General features: G+C 52.7%; 13 protein-coding genes and 1 riboswitch. Of the genes, 9 read left to right on the forward strand and 4 right to left on the reverse strand.

Features of this window, described 5'->3' with window-relative positions; genetic code table 11:
* Window positions 1-31 precede the first annotated feature (31 nt).
* From H70357_RS03015 to tnpB, 3 genes are all read right to left on the reverse strand, one after another.
* Window positions 32-334: a zinc ribbon domain-containing protein gene (locus H70357_RS03015; protein ID WP_052091787.1), complete on the reverse strand. Its 303-nt coding sequence runs from the start codon at window positions 332-334 to the stop codon at window positions 32-34.
* 118 nt (window positions 335-452) lie between these two features.
* Window positions 453-1,385: a helix-turn-helix transcriptional regulator gene (locus tag H70357_RS03020; protein ID WP_038585614.1), complete on the reverse strand. Its 933-nt coding sequence runs from the start codon at window positions 1,383-1,385 to the stop codon at window positions 453-455.
* A gap of 196 nt (window positions 1,386-1,581) precedes the next feature.
* A complete protein-coding gene (gene tnpB / locus H70357_RS03025) occupies window positions 1,582-2,670 on the reverse strand; it encodes an IS200/IS605 family element RNA-guided endonuclease TnpB (protein WP_038585617.1) in 1,089 nt (362 codons plus the stop codon).
* 199 nt (window positions 2,671-2,869) lie between these two features.
* Between tnpB and H70357_RS03030 the strand changes: the two genes are divergently transcribed.
* A complete protein-coding gene (locus H70357_RS03030) occupies window positions 2,870-4,132 on the forward strand; it encodes an MFS transporter (protein WP_038585620.1) in 1,263 nt (420 codons plus the stop codon).
* A 155-nt stretch (window positions 4,133-4,287) separates the two neighbouring features.
* Here H70357_RS03030 and H70357_RS03035 read toward each other — a convergent pair whose 3' ends face one another.
* Entirely contained in the window at window positions 4,288-4,917 is a 630-nt protein-coding gene (locus tag H70357_RS03035; protein WP_038585622.1) for a DedA family protein, read from the reverse strand.
* 108 nt (window positions 4,918-5,025) lie between these two features.
* Between H70357_RS03035 and H70357_RS03040 the strand changes: the two genes are divergently transcribed.
* The 8 genes from H70357_RS03040 (at window position 5,026) to H70357_RS03075 (ending at window position 20,445) form a co-directional block, all read left to right on the forward strand.
* Complete coding sequence (locus tag H70357_RS03040; RefSeq protein ID WP_038598493.1) at window positions 5,026-6,456, forward strand: polysaccharide deacetylase family protein; 1,431 nt, start codon at window positions 5,026-5,028, stop codon at window positions 6,454-6,456.
* 163 nt (window positions 6,457-6,619) lie between these two features.
* A complete protein-coding gene (locus H70357_RS34110) occupies window positions 6,620-8,026 on the forward strand; it encodes a DUF58 domain-containing protein (protein WP_052091788.1) in 1,407 nt (468 codons plus the stop codon).
* Window positions 7,995-10,376, forward strand: coding sequence for a DUF4129 domain-containing transglutaminase family protein (locus H70357_RS34115; protein WP_052091789.1), 2,382 nt, complete (start codon window positions 7,995-7,997; stop codon window positions 10,374-10,376). Before H70357_RS34110 ends, H70357_RS34115 begins: the two co-directional genes overlap by 32 nt.
* A gap of 218 nt (window positions 10,377-10,594) precedes the next feature.
* Window positions 10,595-12,133 carry a glutamine-hydrolyzing GMP synthase gene (gene guaA, locus H70357_RS03055; RefSeq protein WP_038585625.1) on the forward strand — a complete coding sequence of 513 codons (1,539 nt, stop codon included), beginning with the start codon at window positions 10,595-10,597 and terminating at the stop codon, window positions 12,131-12,133.
* Window positions 12,134-12,298: 165 nt separating this feature from the next.
* A complete protein-coding gene (locus H70357_RS03060) occupies window positions 12,299-12,700 on the forward strand; it encodes a nuclear transport factor 2 family protein (RefSeq protein WP_038585627.1) in 402 nt (133 codons plus the stop codon).
* A gap of 117 nt (window positions 12,701-12,817) precedes the next feature.
* A riboswitch (purine riboswitch) is annotated at window positions 12,818-12,917 on the forward strand.
* 127 nt (window positions 12,918-13,044) lie between these two features.
* Window positions 13,045-14,445 (forward strand): NCS2 family permease, encoded by a 1,401-nt coding sequence (locus tag H70357_RS03065; RefSeq protein ID WP_038585630.1) that lies wholly within the window; start codon window positions 13,045-13,047, stop codon window positions 14,443-14,445.
* 175 nt (window positions 14,446-14,620) lie between these two features.
* Window positions 14,621-16,624 (forward strand): glycosyltransferase family 39 protein, encoded by a 2,004-nt coding sequence (locus H70357_RS03070; protein WP_038585633.1) that lies wholly within the window; start codon window positions 14,621-14,623, stop codon window positions 16,622-16,624.
* Window positions 16,621-20,445, forward strand: coding sequence for a glycosyltransferase family 39 protein (locus tag H70357_RS03075; protein WP_052091790.1), 3,825 nt, complete (start codon window positions 16,621-16,623; stop codon window positions 20,443-20,445). The genes H70357_RS03070 and H70357_RS03075 overlap by 4 nt, the downstream gene beginning before the upstream one ends.
* The last annotated feature ends 3 nt before the right edge of the window (window positions 20,446-20,448 follow it).

The following is a 20,448-nucleotide window of genomic DNA, read 5'->3' on the forward strand; positions in this document are numbered from 1 at the left end:
CTAGTCCCTTTTGTTATGGAGAAGACCCCGCTTACTCCACCGCAGCTGTCGTCTTCCAGCGTTTCAGTGAAGGAAGCGACTCGGCGAGCAGCTTGTGCGCCGCAGCCTCCTCCATGCCTTCCTCCACCATGAATCCGGTGCAGAGATCCGTCATACCCTGCAGCGTTATGTCAGGCTGCTTGAATTCCCCGGCTTCGTAACAGTAGATACAATAATCCTCATTCTTAGTGCCATCCTGCTCGCTGCCCAGCAGCTCCGCTTCAGGCATTGGCATTCCGCAGCTCTGGCAGAATACAGCCTCATGTTGATGGGGCGAAGTCTCTTCTATATTCATATCAACACACTCCCTTAGATTTCGCGGGACGAGTACCGCCCGCATTCCAGTCCAGTATAAACCAACAAACTAGACAGCATTCAGTCAGGTTTGTTCGAGCGTTGCTAGCGTTTGCGAATTATTTGTATTTTGCTGCGATGCCTGCAGCAAGTTCTCCCATCCGGACGCGGATATGCTCCGGCTCCAGCACCTCAACCGAGGTTCCGAACCCCAGCAAAAAACCGTAAAGCCAGTTATCCTCCGGATAATGAACCCTAACGGTGTACCCGCCGTTGCCGTCCGGCTGAAGTTCAGTCGAATCAAAATAATCTTCGGCGAGATGTTTGCCTGCCGCTGAGAAATGCAGTACCACTGGCAGTGAGTCAGCGGGCCGCATCCACCCTTTAGTCCAGGGGAAATCCTTCAGGGGGATATCCTGCCGGACATACACCCGGTCTTCCTTTACCAGCGCTTTCATACGCAGCAGCTTGAATAAGCGGAACTCTCCGTGCTTTGCACACAGGCCGTACAAATACCAGGCTTGCCCTTTGAGCACCAGCGTGTAAGGTTCCACAGAGCGCTTGCTCATCCTGCCGTCGGCGTTTACATATTCGAAGGCGACAGCGACTCCTTCTTCCAGCGCTTCCTTGAGCAGAGTCAGCCGTTCTTCCAGGGGGCCATTCAGCCCCCAAGGAGAGAAATCGACGATCAACTGGGTTGTTTTGCTGCGGAAGGCGGCGGATTGGGCAGGGGGGATTACACTGCTGATTTTTTCCATCAGCAGTGTGTGTTCTCCTCCGACATAGGAAGAGACGCTTTGCAAAGCGGTGAAAATATCGGCCAGCTCACGCTCCGTCAGCAGATTGCGGTCCAGGCGGTATCCCTCCATGAGACCAATTCCGCCGTTTGCACCCTGATAGGTTACGACAGGGATGCCAGCATTGTTAATGCTGTCGATATCGCGGTAGATGGTGCGGGCGGAGACCTCGAACATGTCGGCCAGCTCCTTGGCCTGAATGAGCGGGCGGTTCATCAACAGGATTACTATGGAGAGCAAACGATCTATTTTCAAAAGATGAGTCCCTTCTTTCCCGGAGAGTTGCAGTCAACCCTCATTCTATAATCTTGATCAAAGAAAGAAATTGAATCTCCACCACTTAGCTGACGCTTGAAGGGGTGGATTCTTGCGAACAGAGGAGCAACCTCCTCTTATGGGCAAGCGATCCCTGCGTTCTCGCAGTTCTACGTTTTATTTTTATAGGTAATAGCTATACCGCTACCTGTTTGATATTATGAGCCGTATTTTCATCCCGATCATGGTGTGTTCCGCAAGCTACACATGTCCATTCTCGAATCGAGAGGTTCTTCACTTCGGGATGGATCGTGCCGCATACGTGGCACTGCTGACTGGTCGGTTCGAAGGTGTCGGCAACCCGGAGGGTTCGTCCATACCATGATGCTTTATACGTCAGTTGTCGCACCCATTCGCCCCAGGACGCATCAGCGATGGACTTGGAGAGTTTGGGATTTTGAATCATATTCGCCACACGCAGATGTTCGATGCTGATCGTTTGGCACTCACGGATCAGCTTCGTTGTCATCTTGTGGAGAAAATCGTTCCGGGAATTTGCAATGTGTTCGTGAATACGAGCAATGTGTTGCTTGGCTTTCTTCCAGTTGGAGCCCCCTGGTGTGCGTCTTGCCAAACGCCGCTGCCACAGCGCAAGCTTTTTCTCGTATTGACGGTAAAACCTGGGGTTGGCAAAATGCTCGCCGCTTGAGCACACAGCATATTCCTTAAGCCCCAAGTCAATGCCGATATGTGCATCTGCTTGTGGGAGTGGGGTCTTTTCGACCTCGCAAACCAGGGAGACAAAATACTTATCGCTGGCGTTTTGCCGTACCGTAGCGGACAGTATACGACCCTCCAGCTTCCGAGAGTTGGCGAAACGCATCCAGCCGAGCTTGGGAAGCTTCAATCGGTTGCCTTCAATGGCGATATTTCCGTTCGTGAATTTCGTGGTGTAGCTTTGTACTGGATGCTTCCGGCTTTTGAAGCGAGGCGCTTGATTTTGCTTTTTGAAAAAGCGGTCAAAGCTATCTGCCACATGCCGAACGGCGGACTGTAAAGCAATACTATCGACTTCTTTGAGCCAGTCATATTGTGTTTTTAGGACGGGGAGCTGTGTCGCACAGGTCTGATATGACAAACCTTTGCCTGTCTCGGCATAGGTTTGATTCCACTCTTCCAGGAAATGATTGAACACAAAGCGGCAGCAGCCAAACATTCGACGAATGAGTTGCTGTTGCCCGGTATTCGGGTAGATGCGGTATTTATAGGCTTGATGAACGATCATGTGCGACACCCCCATTTGTAGTATTTTCTTACAGTATAGCACGTATGTTCGCTGAATAGTTGAAAACCGCCGATTCCTCTCCGCCTATAGAGGTCGGAGTCTTTTCGGCTTTTGAAAATAAAACATTGTCATAAATATGTTATTCGATTAATATCTAATTAGATATTTATTTAATCTTTAGATTGTGAGGGTTCATGAAATGACACAAACCGGAAATGGATTATCTGTTCTGCGCGGGCAGGGGTATTCCAGGCTGTTCGCAGCCGGATTAATCAATGGAATAGGCGACCGGTTCAGCAGTGTGGCCATGCTGGCACTGGTGCTTCAACTGACCGGATCGGGAATGGCGGTAGGCATATCGCTTGGTGTAAGGGTGCTGCCCTATCTTTTTATGGCTCCGCTCGGCGGGATGCTGGCAGGCAGGCTGCCGCGCAAAACGATTATGATGGCCGTTGATATTATGCGAGTGCCTGTAGCCTTGTCCTTTCTTTGGATCAATGGGGAGGACCGGCTGTGGCTGCTGTATGCGGGCAGTTTTATACTCGCAGCGGGAGAGGCGGTTTACAGTCCGGTCCGCAAGTCTTCTATCCCGCTCCTGGCTGCTCCGGATTCATTGCTCCGCATTAATGGCCTGGAACAGCTGATGAATGGCTCTGTGCTCATTCTAGGGGCCTTTACGGGAGGGCTGGTGTCCCTTTGGTTCGGGCCGGAGACGGCATTCGTCATGAACGCCGCATCTTTTCTGGTTGCAGCTTTATTGCTATGGGGTTTGCAGTTTCCGCATCATGCCGGGGAAACTGAAGCGGGGACAAAACATGATGCTTCCGCAGAACAGAGCGAACTGCAGCAAGGCAAAGCAGGGCGCCTGCGGACGCTTAAATACGTGGCAGGGGGAAGTCTGGTGCTGCAGGTTATTATTGCTTATGAGCTGCTGGTGCCGGTTATCAACGGCTGGGACAATGTACTGATCAGTGTGTATGCCGTGCAGGTGTTTCATGCCGGGGATGTCGGAGTCGGGGCATTTTATGCGGCACTTGGCATCGGGCTTAGCCTCAGTTTTTTTGCCGGCCGTCTGCTGAAGAAGAGGCTGCTCGCGGTGGCACTGGCAGGATTGCTGGCGGAAGGCTTACTGCTGATGGGGATCAGTGCCAGCAGCCATTTTGCGGCCGCATTTCTCCTGTATATTCTGCTGTCTTTATCGGGTGGAGTTGGCAATGCCTGTCTGGACACGCTGGTGATGAGAGAGACGCCGTCTTCCATGCAGCCGGTTATTTTCGGAATGCTATCGGCGGCGGGCGGTTCACTGATTGGGGTATCGATGCTAAGCGCAGGCTGGTTGCTTGACTACGTGGAACCCAGGCAATTAGGGTTTGCCGGAGGTGCCGGTTTTGCCGGAATTGCGCTGCTGCTGGGAGGATATTACCTGGTTCGCAGCAAACGGAAGAGTCTGTCCCGTATTTAAAGTCAGTAAGTTAATCTCGAGTTGCATAAGAAAAGCAGCTGTCGATGCTCTTCGAAGGGTTCTTCGAATTATGCGTCAAACGGCTGCTTTTTTAATGTTTCAGGTTGCGTGGCGTCCCCGGAAACTCTCTATGTTTTTTGCATTATGCTTAAGATTTAACCTTTGACCTTGCGCCGCAGCAGGCGGGCGGAAATGCCCCGGCGGTAGCGGTAAAGAAAGATCAGGGCTGCGATAGCCAGGATTCCGGAGACGATCCATAGGGCATACAGCTCAAACAGGTGGAAGATGCCCATCCACTGCGGCCCGAACAATTTGCCTATGCCCAGAAAAGCCAGTACCCAGAGCAGCGCTCCTCCATAGGCATACAGGGCAAACTTGCGGAAAGGCAAAGCGATAATACCGGCGAAATAGCCGGTGAAATGCCGGACGCCGGGAATGAAATAGCCGATTGAGATCAGAAAGCTGCCGTACCGCTCGAACCAGCGCTGCGTTTTCTCCAGCTTGGCCGGTGAAAAGAGAAACCATTTGCCGTAGCGCTGGATAAACGGCATCCCTGCCTTGAGCCCGACGAAATAAGTAATGGTCATCCCGCTTGTTGTTCCTGCAAAAGCCAGTACTATCAGTGTCATGAAATCAAGCTTGCCGGTATAGGAAAGAAAGCCTGCAAAAGCCATTGTTGTTTCCCCGGGAAAGGGCAGCGCAATAAATTCCAGCAGCAATCCGAAGAAGAGCACACTGTATCCGTAATTGGCGAACAATTCCTGTATCCATCTCAACATTTCCATAATATTGTCACTCTCCAAGGGCCGCATGCCTAATTCTATTTTGAAGCTTGTCTTCATACAATCTACCAAATGGTTCTGGAAGTGAATAGAATGCTGGAGGTAGAGAAGATGAAAGATAGCAAAAGTACCCAGATCCGCCGGATCCTTATCCGCGGGCTGCTTGCTATGGCAATTATATTATTGGTAAAGCCTGATTGGGAAACTGGACAGTCTTCGGCATCGTCGAAAATGTATCCTCTACAGGCTGGGATAATTGATCCTGTACTCTCTAAGAATAATCTTCCGGCTGCTCAGACGCAAGATTTGCCTGCCCCGCCCGTGAATTCAGGCGGCTCTGCCTCACCTGCACCGGTTGTCTCCACGGCAATAACATCGACCCAAAATCTCCAGAATCCAGAAGATTCGGCAGCTATATCAGCGTTAGTCAAATCCAAGGATGCACCCGCAGCAGCTGTGGTGGCGGCAGCCCCAAAGAAAACACAGAAGACAGTCTATCTTACGTTTGACGACGGGCCCAGCAAAGTCACTGCCAAGGTGCTGGAAATACTGCGCCAGCAGGAGGTGAAGGCGACCTTCTTCGTGCTGGGAGAGCAGGCCCGGAGCCGCCCCGAGCTGATTAATGCTATTTGGGAGCAGGGGCATGTCATCGGCAATCATACCTATAATCATAATTATCATGATTTATATAGCGGATTCACAGAATTTTGGACGCAAATCAAGCAAACGGAAGAGATTGTCAGAGAGATTACCTGGGTCCGTCCGCAGCTTGTCCGTGCGCCGGGAGGCACCTTCGGCCATTTTGATGCAACCTATTTCGACCTGCTGAAGCAAGCGGGCTACTCGGTAATGGACTGGACAGTGGACAGCGGAGATTCCAGACGCAGGGGTGTGCCGGCGTCGGAAATCCTGCAGGGATCGGTGGCGGACATGTCTTCCTCCCAAGTCATCCTGCTGCTGCATGACGGTGCGGGACATGAAGAGAGTGCCAAAGCACTACCCAAGATTATTGAGCGTTATAAGGCTGCCGGATATAACTTTGGTCAGCTGGATGCAAGTCAGCAGCCTGTACACTTCAGAGTATCTGCAACTATGGCAGACGCCAGCCGCTCGAAACCTCCACAGGATTGGATTCATTCTAACATTGTGCCGAATGCCGGATTATTTGCCTCCGGCAAGCCGCTGGTCCTGGAGGTGGGCAGGCTGGAGACCAAACTGGACCCGGGAGAATACAGAATCAGCCAAGGGCAATACATGGTTCCCCTGCGCGCGGTCATTGAACGGCTGGGCGGGCGGGTTAGCTGGGATAGCGCCAGCCGCAGCGGACTGATTGCCTGGAACGGGCGGAACCTGACAGTGGATGCATTACAGAATCAGCTAAAATTTGCTTTGCCTGACGGAAGTTTGGAAACAAGAGGGGCAGAGGTGCAAATGATCGGTTCCTCTCTCTGGATATCCCTGCGGGAATTGCTCACAACAGCGGGGCATTTGCCGCAGGAGGCCCGCGCGACGGCAGAGGAGCGCAGAGTTAGAACAACTTAGGCAGCCCTTCGGCATGCCGTTCAAGAACGGGACCAAAGTAACCTCCAAGGGTTTGGGCACTCTTTTTCGTGGGAAGAATAGACAGTAATAGGCTCCGAAAGTACTTCCTCGTTGATCGCGGCAGCAGGGCGGAGCTAGTCTATGCCGAAGGAAGGGTTTCCCCTTGTCCTCTTCATCATTAATAGAGCAAGAAAAAAATATGCAGCAGCAGAAGTCTGATTCCCCGGGTGACATGATCCGGCCTGTCCCGCGAAACCGTAGTGCTTTAAGTGCTTTAGGTGAATGGCTGCGGATGCTGGCTATAACGGCAGTCATCGGTGCTTTATATGCATGGCGTGGAGGTGCGTCTCTGCTGTTCCTCTTGTCGGCAGCCGGAATTCTTATGTTCGGCGGACTCCTGCTGCAGCTCTGCGGTCCACGGAAAGTGCAGATTGTCCGCCGTATATCCCCTTTGCGTCCGGCAGCCGGGGATACGTTGACTGTAGAAGTGCAGCTTAGCTTCTCTTCACGGATTCCACTCCCGTGGATGATCATTGCCGATTACTGGGGCGGACGGCGGCATCAGGAATTGCTGTTTCCCGGGTTCCGGCGCAAATTCACCTATTCTTATGAGCTGCAGGAAGTCCCCCGGGGAACTCATCGGCTTCAGAGCTGCAGCATAAGCTGGGGAGATCTGCCAGGGCTGTTCACAGGCGGAACCAAGCCGGAGTTCAAGGACAGCTTCAAAGTGCTTCCCAGACCGCTCTATGTAGGGGCAGCTGTGCCGGGGAGCGGCCTGCTGGCCGGGGATATGATGCTCATGGGCAGGGGGAGAGACAGCGGCAGTGAAGCGGCAGATCTCCGTGAGTATGCCCCGGGTGATCCGCTTAGCCGGATTGACTGGAAGAACAGCGCCCGTAAGGGAACGCTGCAGAGCAGGGTACCGGTGCGTGAACAGGGCCGGATGGCTTGTATCGTTCTTGCCAACAGCCCGGACAATTATGAGATTCCCTACGGAGCACTCACTCCGCGCGGGCTGCGTGGCACAACAACTCCGGCATTCGAAAAAGCCGTATCTGCAGCAATGGGCCTGATGCTTGCAGCGGAGCGCTCCGGCACATATGTGCAGCTGTTCAGCGGCGGATGGCCGGAAGGTATGGCCAGACATGAGGGGCTCGGCAAAATTCCTGCCAGAGTGCAGGATATGCTTACAGAAATTGCTCCCGACGGTACCCGAAGCCTGAGCGACCTGCTGGAAGATGCTTCACGGAGCTGGATCCCGGGGATGACGGTAACGGTGATCACAGGCAGGCTGGAGGAGGAATCCGCGCGGACGCTTGCCCGGTTCCTGGTACAGGGCGTGAAGGTGGAGATTTATTATGTGTGGGACCAGCCTGCTCCGGTAAATCAGCAGCAATCAACGGGGATGAAGGAATGGCCGCGGGATTGCACACAGCGTAATACCGGGACGGTAGGGGGCAGTCTGGAGCGGCTTGGAGCGCGGATCTACTGTCTGGAGAATTCCTCTCTGTCATACGGGTACAAGGGGGCGGAATTCCATGAATCTCCGGGGAAACGGACAGAACGGTAGATATCGGGGGACTGCCGGAATATCGGCTGATTCTTCCAGCGCCTGGAAGGACGAGGGGCCGTTCGGCAAACCGGCAGTGACGGTTAAACCGCAGGCGGTGGATGGACAAGCTGAGAACAGTTATACCGATAACAGGGAGGACATCCCCCTGCATTATCGTTTGCTGTTCTCTTTGGCCATTATGGGAATGTTTATGGCATGGCTGCTTCCGCTGCACAGATCCACAACAGTGCCCTCTACTGCGGAATTGCTCGAAATCCTGATGTTCTCTGCTGCGGCACTGCTGCTATGGGGCTGCTTTCGGCTCCCGGGATTGCTGCAGCTCAGTATCCGGTCTATTCTGATTGCTCTGACTTGGCTATACACCTGCGCCAGCAGTGAAGGAATAGCGCAATTTGGCCCTTATGTTGCAGGAATTCCGGAGGACGCCGTCCTGTTGTTCACGGGACAGATTTCGAAGCTAAGTGAACACAGCCGGCTGTTGATTCTGGTATTGGGCTGGGGTTTGCTGGTTTCTTCCGTGCAGCAGCTGGCGCTGTACAGAGGAAGCACGGCTCTGTTCGCAGCTGTGACTGTAGGTTATCTTCTGATGCTGGATATAGGATTTGGGGTAAAGACAACCGGCGAAGTGCTGGTTTCTGCGGGACTGATTCTGTGGATGCAGGGCATGAGCGGGCTGCTGCGCCTGAAGGAGCGAACCGGCCGGGTCAGTCTTCCCTATGCCCGCTGGGGAGGTTGTGCTCTCGCAGGGGCAATGCTGCTGACGGCAGCATCCTGGATAGGCGGCCAGCTGTATGGAACGCGGCCGGCTGTACCTGTTACTCTGAAGCCGGTGTTTAACCAATTACAGGAATGGGCGAGTGGACAAGTTCAGCGGCAGACGGAGGATGAAATCCGGCTTGAGGCAGGTACTACAGGTTACGGCTCGGGCAAAGGTGAGCTTGGGGCACCGCTATCCCCCAGTACGAAAGCCGTATTTACGGTCACATCCAGCCGCCCGGCTTACTGGAGAGGAGAAAGCTCAGCTTATTATGACGGCCGCCGCTGGAGCAGGGAAGGGACGGCATACCTACCGCTTAGTTTAACGAGCCTGCCTGCCGAAAGCTTGCCGGTATTCGCCAATGACGAAGACCGGACATTGGTACAGGAAATCCAGTTTGCCGAGCCTTCCTCCGGCAACCTGCCGCTGTTCAGCGCCGGAACCGTGGTGAACGTGAAACAGGTGAGGCTGGCGGACGGCAGCCGGCTAGGCTATGTGCTGGCGAACCGGGAGAAGAACAGCTTCCGCCTGCCTGAGACGGAAAGCTCTGCGAAGATTGCCGGGTATACAGTGAGCTCTCTGCTGCCGGAGAGTGATCCGGCTGTGCTTCGCGCTCTGGGCAGTGAGGATCCAGAGTCCATTGCCGATAGTTATTTGCAGCTTCCCGCGGCAATGCCGGAGCGGGTCGCCGCCTTGGCACAGCGGCTCACAGCTTCTGCCGTAAGCCGCTATGATGCCGTTCTCGCTGTACGCGATTATTTGCAGAGCGGCTACTCTTATAGCCTGCAGACGAGGATTCCGCCAGCCGGTGCCGACTTCGCCGATGATTTCATCTTCACGACGAAGCAGGGCTACTGCGTGCATTTCGCCACGGCGATGACGGTGCTGCTGCGGAGTAGCGGCATTCCGGCCCGTTATGTCCAGGGCTATGGACCGGGGACACCGGAGGCAGGTTCCCTGCCGCAGCGTTATGCCGTTACCCAAGGCGATGCCCATGCCTGGGTGGAGGTCTATTTCCCCGGCGCCGGCTGGATCCCGTTTGATCCCACCCCCGGCGCTGCCCTCGCCGCCGCAGGTCCGGCGGCGGCCCCCGCTGCGGCTGCATCTGTGCCGCAGGGAACCCCCGCGTCCGCAGCTGCCGGCGCGGACATCCTGCCCGCCCTGCCGCTGGCGGGCGGGAACCCCGCGCCGCTTGCTGCTGCAGCGGCGATTGTGTTCGCCGCCGCCTGGCGCTGGCGGCGCAGCCTGGCTCTGCTGCCGGCAGCGCGCCACGCCGGCAGCGTGAGCCGCGAGCGGCAGCTGCGCGCAGCCGCTCTGGCCTGGCACGGGCTGGCGGCGCGGTACGGCCCGCCGCTGCCCGGTGTGACGGCCAGGGAGTACGCAGCCTCCCTGAATATAGAGGACGCGGGGCTGCGCACCGCCGTCCGGGTGTTCGTCCGCCAGTGGGAAACCCTGGCGTACAGCGGCACGGCACAGGCGCAGCGTGCCACGCCGCGCCCCGGCCCGGCGCAGCCGCCGCCGGATGCAGCCGCTGCGGAGGCCGCAGGCTTTATCAGCCGCTGCCTGCTCATCATTTTCCGCCTGACCTGAGGCTTTCTGGCGGGCACCGGCTGGCCAATAAATCCTTGCAGGCCGCATGGAAGCGGATACCTTGACCAAAAGATGCCATAAGTCTTTTCCGCTCTCCTCAGATCGTTCAAGCGGCCGGATGAACTGCGCCAAAAGCATAAGAGATGCGTGCCCTCCTTTCCTTGACGATGAGATTTATCCATGAGTATAATGAATCCAATAATCAAGGGAGGCACGTAATGAACAAGCCAAATGAAATGATCGTCGTTCTCGATTTCGGGGGACAGTATAACCAACTTATCGCGCGCAGAATTCGGGACTTAGGGGTATACAGCGAGCTTCTGCCGTACAATACGCCAATTGAGAAGATCAAAGCACTTTCGCCGAAGGGGATCGTATTCTCCGGAGGACCAAGCAGTGTGTATGCTGAGGACGCACCACATCTGGATCCGGCTATTTATGATTTGGGACTGCCAATTTTCGGTATTTGCTACGGCATGCAGCTCATGGCTCAGCAGCTCGGCGGCAAGGTGGAACGTGCAGCCAAACGCGAATACGGCAAAGCTGATGTCGATTTCGAAGCGGGTGCTGTGCTTGCCGCAGGCCTGGAGAGCAAACAGATGGTCTGGATGAGCCACGGCGACCATGTAGTGGAGCTTCCATCCGGATTTAAGCTGGATGCCGGTACGGAGAGTGCGCCGATTGCCGCAATGAGCAATGCTGCCCGCAAATTCTTCGCGGTGCAGTTCCATCCGGAGGTTCGCCATTCCGTGAACGGCAATGAGATGATTTCGAACTTCCTGTACGAGATCTGCGGCTGCGAGGGCAAATGGACGATGGAATCGTTCATTGACGATGCCATCAAGGATATCCGTGCCAAAGTCGGGGACAAGAAGGTGCTTTGCGCACTCAGCGGCGGTGTGGATTCCTCCGTTGTGGCTATGCTGATTCACCGGGCTATCGGCGATCAATTGACCTGTATGTTTATCGACCACGGCCTGCTGCGCAAAGGCGAAGCAGAGAGTGTAATGGAGACATTCGTCGGCAAATTCGATATTCATGTCGTGAAGATCGATGCCCGCGAGCGTTTCCTGGGCAAGCTGGCCGGTGTATCCGATCCAGAACAAAAACGTAAAATCATCGGCAACGAGTTTATCTATTGCTTTGACGAAGAATCGGCCAAGCTGGGTGACTTCGCATTCCTCGCCCAAGGTACACTGTACACAGATATTGTGGAGAGCGGAACAGCAACAGCACAGACTATCAAATCGCATCACAATGTCGGCGGATTGCCGGAAGACATGAAGTTCAGCCTGATCGAGCCTTTGAACACGCTGTTCAAGGATGAGGTCCGTAAACTGGGAGAAGAGCTGGGCATGCCGCGTGCCATCGTCTGGCGCCAGCCATTCCCGGGTCCTGGACTTGCTATCCGCGTATTGGGTGAAGTGACCGAAGAGAAGCTGACGATTGTCCGCGACTCCGATTACATCCTGCGCGAGGAAATCATCAAGGCCGGTTTGGACCAGGAAATTTGGCAGTATTTCACTGCACTTCCTAACATGAAAAGTGTCGGGGTTATGGGAGACGAGCGCACTTATTCCTACACCGTGGGCATCCGTGCAGTAACTTCCATCGACGGTATGACCGCTGACTGGGCACGTATTCCGTGGGATATTCTTGAGAAAATCTCCGTACGTATCGTCAACGAAGTGGATAACGTGAACCGCATCGTTTATGATATTACCTCGAAACCGCCTGCAACGATTGAATGGGAATAGCAATAGCTGAATAAGAGTATATCCAGAGCCGGAACACCATTTTAACAGGGTGCTTCCGGCTTTTTTTGTTGAATGTAAGAAAATGAATTTCGTGTCAGGTGGTAAAATGATAGCATGCAGTTGCACGCACACATTAACGATTGAATGGAGAACGGAGGCGGAATAATGAATCAGATCCAGGGCGAACAGCTGGCGGCAGTCTATTTCACAGCATGGCTGGAGCGGGATGAGGCTGCATTTCTAAGCGTTTTACATAAGGATGTCAGAATAGAAGAATGTGATGGTGCAGAATACTCCGGCATTCTCGAATGTCAGGAGTGGTTTCGCGGCTGGCATGAGCCAGGGAATAAGGTTCTGCAATGGGATATCCTTGAATCCTTTTTTGATGCCAAGGAGCAAACCGTAAGCAATGTCTGGCGCTTTACTTGTCTTTATGATGGCAAAACCAGCATTTTTGACGGATGCTCCATCATCTCCTGCAGTGAGGAAGGTATTACAAGACTGCGGGAATTCGCAATGAAAATAGAGAAATACCGCCCGTATCCTATGAGTGAGGTTCCGGATTAACCATTCCTGCAGATTTTGTCATGAAAATGTTTGATTTACGAACAATATTAAAAATATAACGCGCATTGTTCGTATTTGCCATTGACAACTTATGTGATGTACACCTAAAATGATAAAGCGTTGAGCAACATAAATATTCGTATAATTTCGGGAATCGGCCCGAAAGTCTCTACAAGGTCACCGTAATGACCTGGCTACGATTAAGAAGAGCGAGTTCCCGGAATCTTTGGCCTTTGTGCTGAAGACAGGCGGGTGAATCCTCTTTTTTCGGGCCGGTGTCTACCAAGATACCGGCTTTTCTGTTGCGCGCGAGACACTCACATAGATCTTAGGGGGAGAACAATTTGAATCGCTTTTTCAAGTTGAAAGAAAACGGCACCACAGTACGCACAGAGATTATGGCCGGTCTGACCACATTCATGGCAATGGCTTACATTCTCTCGGTTAATCCCGGGACTTTGACGGCTTTTGGCCGGATTGACATGGGCTGGTATTCCGTGTTTCTGGCTACAGCGCTGGCAGCTGGTATTTTTACAATTGCCATGGGACTTTTCATTAATTTCCCGGTAGCTCTGGCGCCTGGTATGGGCCTTAATGCATATTTCGCATCCGTGGTTTTATCCTCGGCTACAACTGAACATGAATTTACCTGGCAGATGGGTCTGACTGCCGTATTCATTTCCGGTATCATCTTCATCCTGCTGACGGTAACGAGGGTGCGGCAAATGTTGCTCACAGCCATCCCTGACAATCTGAAGCATGCCATTACCGTTGGGATCGGGATGTTTATTACCATTATCGGCTTGAAGAACAGCGGTCTTATGACTATCGGCGTTGAAGCCGGCAGCGACATTGCTGCTAACAAGTTCACTGATGTTTTGTCCTTCGAAACTGTTATTCATATGGGCAGCCTTGAAAATACCAATGTCCAGCTGGTCATCATCGGCTTGCTGCTGATTTCCATTCTGATGGTGCTGCAAGTCCGCGGCGCGATTTTGTTCGGAATTCTGGGAACTACTGTTGTCGCCATCCTCATGGGTGCAGTTGATTTCAGCTCGCTGAACAATCCACAGACGCCTTGGGTTCCTGATTTCACACAGCTGAATTTCTGGGAATTTGACTGGGAAGGCATTATGCACACCGGTATTGTTTCCGCAATTGCCACCTTTACGTTCGTAGAATTGTTTGATACCTTTGGCACGCTTGTCGGTACTGCTGAACGTGCGGGAATTATGAAGGACAAGGAAGATGGCAAGAGACGTGTCGGCAATGCGATGTTTGTTGATGCAGTTGCTGTTGCCGGCGGTGCGATGCTGGGTACTTCCACCACTACTGCTTATGTAGAAAGTGCTGCCGGGGTTGCTGAAGGCGGCCGGACAGGTCTGACTGCCGTAACAACCGGTGTTTGCTTCTTGCTTGCTCTGTTCCTTGCTCCGGTGGTTGCGCTAATTCCTGGTTCCGCTACGGCAGCGGCATTGATTGTGGTCGGTGTGCTTATGGCACAATCGATTCGCGAGATCGACTTTCAGGATATGGTTTATGCTATTCCAGCCTTCCTGACTTTCGTCATCATGCCATTCACTTACAACATTGCCAACGGCATTTCGTTCGGGATTGTTACCTATGTAATCCTGGCTTGTGTAGCCAATCTGGCCGGCAAGAAGAAATACGATATCCACTGGATGATGTGGGTGCTCGCCGTTCTAATTGTGCTGCGCTACGTGTTGATCGGCAGCCAAGGCTAAGTCTACTTCTAATATAAACCCGAATATTACGGCTCCTTCAGTGATGAAGGGGCCGTTTTGCTGTAGCAGAACAAGAATCAAAGTACCTGTATCTTGCGGTTTCGGCCAGGGACATCGACCGGTCCCGGTCTTTTCTTCAACCGGCATTTAGATTATATTGTTGAAGAGGTGATTAATGTTGTCCGGCATTGTTAATAGAGCGTACAGCTCCTGGAAGAACAACCCTTGGCCATTGCTGATCTTCCTGCTGGGGGCCATCGTGCGGGTGATATACATAGGGAGTATCCCTCCGGGACTTAACCAGGATGAAGCATCCATAGGCTATGATGCTTATGCCATCCTGCATTATGGGATAGACCGCAACGGCGTTCATCTGCCCATTCATCTCATTTCCTGGGGCAGCGGGCAAAATGCACTTTATGCCTATTTATCGCTGCCTTTTCTCCTGCTGTTCGGGCTGACACCACTGTCTGTGCGGGCGGTAAGTATCGTGATGGGGCTGCTGGGCATGCTATTTTTCTATTTAATTATGAGGCAGCTGTTCCCATCGAAAGTGGCGGGTCTTGCCGCCATGTTTTTTATCGCGATAAATCCTTGGCATATTATGATGTCGAGATGGGCGCTGGAGTCCAACCTGCTGCCTACCCTGGTATGTATTGCGGTATATTTTGGACTGAAATCCTTCCGCAGCGCCAAATGGACTTACGGTTTTACAATCATGCTTGCCCTGTCGCTTTATGCTTACGGAACAGCCTACTTTTTTGTACCTTTATTTGCCTTAGGCACCGCACTTCTTCTATTGTATAGTAGGGCGCTAAAATTACGGACATTATTGTGGAACAGCGCACTATTTATCCTGCTGGCCCTTCCCATATTTTTATTTGTAGTTATCAACCGCTATGAACAGCAGGGGATAGCGACTCCATTCTTTTCTATTCCCAAATTAACTATGCCGCGTGTAGAAGAGGTCTCTTCCGTATTCAGCGGACAGCTGCTGCAGACCGCGGCAGACAATTTTAGTGCTTTTGGCAAAATATTACTCAGCGGAAGCGACGGCCTGCCGTGGAATTCAATCTCACCGTATGGCTATGCTTATCCGATCGCTTTGCCTTTTGCTATAGCTGGCCTTCTTGTGATGATTCATGCACTGCGGACACGCGGCCGCGAGGGTATCCCGCATGCGGTTGTGCTGCTGTGGCTCTCCCTTGCCGTACTCATGGCCTTTATCACGAGTGTGAATATCAACCGGATCAACATTATCTTTTATCCGTTGATCCTGCTGGTTGCAGCAGGGTTTACATGGCTATACCAAAAATTAAAAATTGCAGGCATCCTGTCTGCTCTTGCTTTCACCATTTTGTTCGGGTCATTCACGAATGCATACTTCCGTGATTTCCCCGGGCGTATCGGTCCGGCGTTTTATGATTCGCTGGGTGAGGCGATACAATATGCATCTGAACACAGTACAGAAGACGTCTACATTACGGATGAAATCAATATGCCTTATATCTTTGTGCTGTTTTACGAAAGAATCAATCCGCATGATTTTCTGGAATCTGTTGTCTATGCCAATCCGGGAGCGGCGTTTCAGCAGGTATCTGCCTTTGGCAGATACAGGTTCGGCAAACCGGACGTTGTGACTGGGAATTCGGCATATCTCTTCAGGAACGGAACCCCACTCCCTGACGCCGTGGCAGGAGAGGGGACGGTCAAGCATTTTGCCAATTATAGTGTTCTTCTCGTTAAAGAGTATGCAGACGGGGGAACGCCCCTGGACACAACAGCGGATAAGGAGTTTTCAAACGGTGGTTTTGAAGAGGGGGCTGCAGGCTGGAGTTTTTCAGAGGGAACGGGGGTTGCCAGCAATAACCCGGGTGCCGGAACTTATCTTGCCTATCTTGATGCCGGTGGTGACAAAAGTGTCGTGCAGGCTTTTACAGCACCAACAGAGCCGGGGGAATACAAGCTGTCAGCCATGGTCAGTGCCGGCGGCGAGGGTGGAAAGATCGGATTGCGGGTGAACGGTATCGTGCAGGCTGAAGCAGAGCTGACCAAGGGAGACGAATACCATCAGATTACACTGCCGCCTGTTGCTCTAAATCAGGGAGATCGGGCAAAGATTTTTATAACCGGCGGGAACGGCTGGATTAACATTGACGAGGTGAGGTTGGAACGATGATCAAAAATACACGCGCGGCTGCTATCATTGTTTTGATGCTGTTATTGTTTGTGCTTCCGGTAACAAGCATCTATGCAGAAGGAAACTTATTGCAGAATCCAGGCTTTGAAGATGGGGAGGTGGGTGCACCCTCCAGCTGGACCAAGGATGCATGGATATCCGGAGACGGCTCCGGTGTATTGTCGGTCCAGTCCGAGGAGGTTCATTCCGGCAGTAAAGCCGCAGTCATTGAGAATCTTGAACCGAATCATCTGAAATGGGTGCAGAATATAAGCGTTGCTCCAGACAGCTATTACAAGATCTCAGGGTTTGTCAAAATCGCCAGCGCCGCAGGCCAGGGGCTGGGGGCTAATATATTCCCGGTCGGCATCGGCAGCGGGTATCCCGCTACAACTGATACTGCCGGAGACTGGCAGTATCTTGAGTTTATCGGTCAGACCGGGAAAGAGCAGACCGAACTTGGTATAGGTGCAGCCCTTGGCGGATACGCCAATTTGATTCAGGGCAAAGCTTATTTCGATGATTTGGCTGTAGAACAGCTGGATGCCGCCCCCGAGGGAGCTGGCGTCATTTCACTGGATAGCGGCGCCGCCGCCCAGGGAGGTGACAATCCGGCAGAGGAAACTCCGCATAAGGTATCACCGGCCAAGCTGCTGCTGATCTCGGCGTTATTCAGTGTGTTCTTCGCTTTTCTATATAATAGAGCCTTCAGGAGCGACAGACTGCTGAAGCAGCCGGATGTGATTTATACAAGATGGCTTTATCTTATCGTTGGAGCTGCTTTAATCCTGCGGGTCTGGATTGGCCTGACTGCGCAGGGCTATCAGAATGACATGAATACCTTTATAGCCTGGGGCCAGCGCATGGTGGATTTGGGTCCGGGCAAGTTCTATGAGGAGGGTTATTTTGCAGACTATCCTCCAGGGTATTTATATATATTGTACCTGTTGGCCTCGATCCGCGGTTTATTCGGCTTGGCGCATGGCTCAGGCGGGGAAACGCTGCTCTTTAAACTGCCGGCGATCCTTTCCGATCTGGTGCTGGGGTATTTGATTTACAAAGGCGGCCGCAAAAAGCTCGGATCAGGCATGGCAATTGGCTTAAGTCTGCTCTTCCTGTTTAATCCGGCGGTGCTGATGGATTCTGCTACCTGGGGACAGGCAGATTCGTTCTTTTTAGTGTTCTTGCTGCTTAGCATTGCCGGGGCCTCCGATAAAGCCTTTGTGCGTGCAGCGATATTTTTTGCCTTGGCCACGCTGATCAAACCGCAGGCACTTATCTTCACACCAGTCCTGCTGTTTGCCTTCTATCATCACCGGGCCTGGAAGCAGCTTGCGGTGGGCGCTCTTTACGGACTTGGGATCTTTGCCTTGCTGGCGGCACCATTCTTCTGGAATAACGGCGGGTTAGGCGCGCTTATTGATCTGTATAAGAGCACGCTGTCTTCCTATCCGTATTCTACGGTTAATGCGTTTAATCTCTATGCACTGACTGACCCGATGTGGTCCCCGCTCGATTTTACATGGCTTGGGATTACGTACCGGGTCTGGGGTTATGTCTGCATCCTGGCAGCAGTAGCCGTGGCGGCGTATTATTCCTTCAAGCGGGACCGCAAGGAGCTGTCCAAATCTTTCTTCATCGGCATGGTGCTGATTGTCATTATGTTTGTACTCGGAACCAAAATGCATGAGCGTTACATGTATCCAGTTCTGATTCTCTCGCTGTTCGCTTATATTGAAAGCCGGGACCGCCGTTTTCTGACGCTGTTTCTCGGATTTTCGCTGACGCAATACATTAATGTAGGCTACACGCTTGCCCATCTGAACGCCGGAAATAATCCGCCTTCGGACGGAATTGTTCTGGTTACGTCGATTGCCAATCTCGCTTTGTTGTTATATATGCTGTACATTGGGTATTCGTTGTATATCCGTAACGAAACGAAGCTGCTTCCGCTGCCTTCTGCCCCTGCGGAGAAGTATGAAGCTGATATGAAACTCGCCGAGGAGCTTCGTCCGCTTCCGCAGCCGGGTAAGAGATCCAGGTTCAGAATGCAGCGTAAAGACTGGATCTGGATGCTGGCTATTACTGCCGTCTACGCAGCCCTGGCTCTTTACCACCTGGGCTCATCAAAAGCTCCCGAAACCTTATGGGAACCGGCTGCCAGCGGCGAAAGCTTTTATGTCGATCTGGGCCAGAGCCGCCAGTTGGAGCGTGTCAACGTATTTGGAGGTGTCGGGACCGGTAAATTCAAACTGGAATTCAGCCAGACGCCGGATGCCTGGAGCAGTCCGCTCGATGTGAATGAGGATGTCGGCAATGTATTCATCTGGAAAAGCCAGCCGCTGAACGTTGCGGCAAGATACGTGAAGCTTACGGTGACTTCACCGGGCTTTACCTTAAATGAAATGGCCTTCTACGAGCAGGGGGGCGGGAAAACTCCGCTTCCGGTTACAAGTGTCACCCCGGATGCCGGTGCAGCGCCAAAAAGAGGCGTCCCCTCCAACCTGTTTGACGAACAGTCAATCATACCGGAAAATACCGGTTTCATGAACAGCACCTATTTTGATGAGATTTACCATGCACGGACAGCTTATGAATACACGCATGGCATCGTCCCTTATGAGAATACCCACCCGCCGCTCGGCAAGCTTCTGATTGCTATCGGCATGGAGGTATTCGGTGTTAATCCGTTCGGCTGGCGGATTATCGGTACTTTGTTCGGAATCGCTATGCTGCCGCTAATCTATATCATGGCGCTGCACCTGTTCAAAAAGAGCATTTACGCCGCCCTTGCCGCGGGACTGTTCGCACTGGATTTCATGCATTTTACGCAGACGCGGATTTCTACAATTGATGTATACGGCGTATTCTTCATCATGTTAATGTTCTATTTCATGCAGCGGTATTTCACGATGAATTTCTACTGTGTTCCGCTGCGCAGGACACTCGTCCCGCTGTTCTGGTCCGGATTGTTCTTCGGTATCGGCGTCGCCTCCAAATGGATTGTGCTCTATGGAGGAGCCGGGCTGGCCATTATGCTGGCGCTCGCCTTATTTGAACGCTATAGGGAACATAAGGCCGCTGGGCGTGTGCTGGCAGAAGGCAAATTAAGTGACCAGGAGCTCAAGGACGCCTGCCGGACGGCAGATAGTTCCTTTTGGAAGAACACCATCGTTACGCTGGCCAGCTGTGTTGTTTTCTTTGTAGTTATTCCTGCCGTTATCTATAGCCTGTCCTTTATCCCTGCGCTGTCCGTAACAGCCGACGGGTTTACTGTAAAAGGCTTGATCGATGCGCAAAAGAATATGTATAACTACCACAGCCAGCTTGTCGCCACGCATCCGTTTGCTTCCTCCTGGTGGGAATGGCCGTTTATGAAACGGCCTGTATGGTTCTTCAGCGGCGGCGAAGGATTGCCGGAAGGCAAGGTAAGCAGCATAGTCACCATAGGCAATCCGCTAATCTGGTGGACCGGGATCTTCGCGATGCTGGCTACGGTATGGCTTACCGTAAAACGGAAAGACAAAAGCATGTACATGATCTGGATCGGCTTTTTCTCGCAGTATGTCCCTTGGATGCTTGTACCGCGTGAGACGTTCCTATACCATTATTTTGCGATGGTACCGTTCATGATTCTTGCTATTGTATATATCATGAAGCTGCTGGACAGCAAATATCGGGAAGCTAGGTACATCCGGTATGCATACGTGGCTGTCGCAGCGCTGCTTTTTGTACTGTTCTATCCGGTGTTGTCGGGAATGGTGGTTGACAAAGAATATGTGACGGATGTGCTGCGCTGGTTCCCTTCCTGGGTATTCTAGGAG

The sequence above is a fragment of the Paenibacillus sp. FSL H7-0357 genome (assembly GCF_000758525.1).
In the GTDB taxonomy this organism is placed as follows: domain Bacteria; phylum Bacillota; class Bacilli; order Paenibacillales; family Paenibacillaceae; genus Paenibacillus_AQ.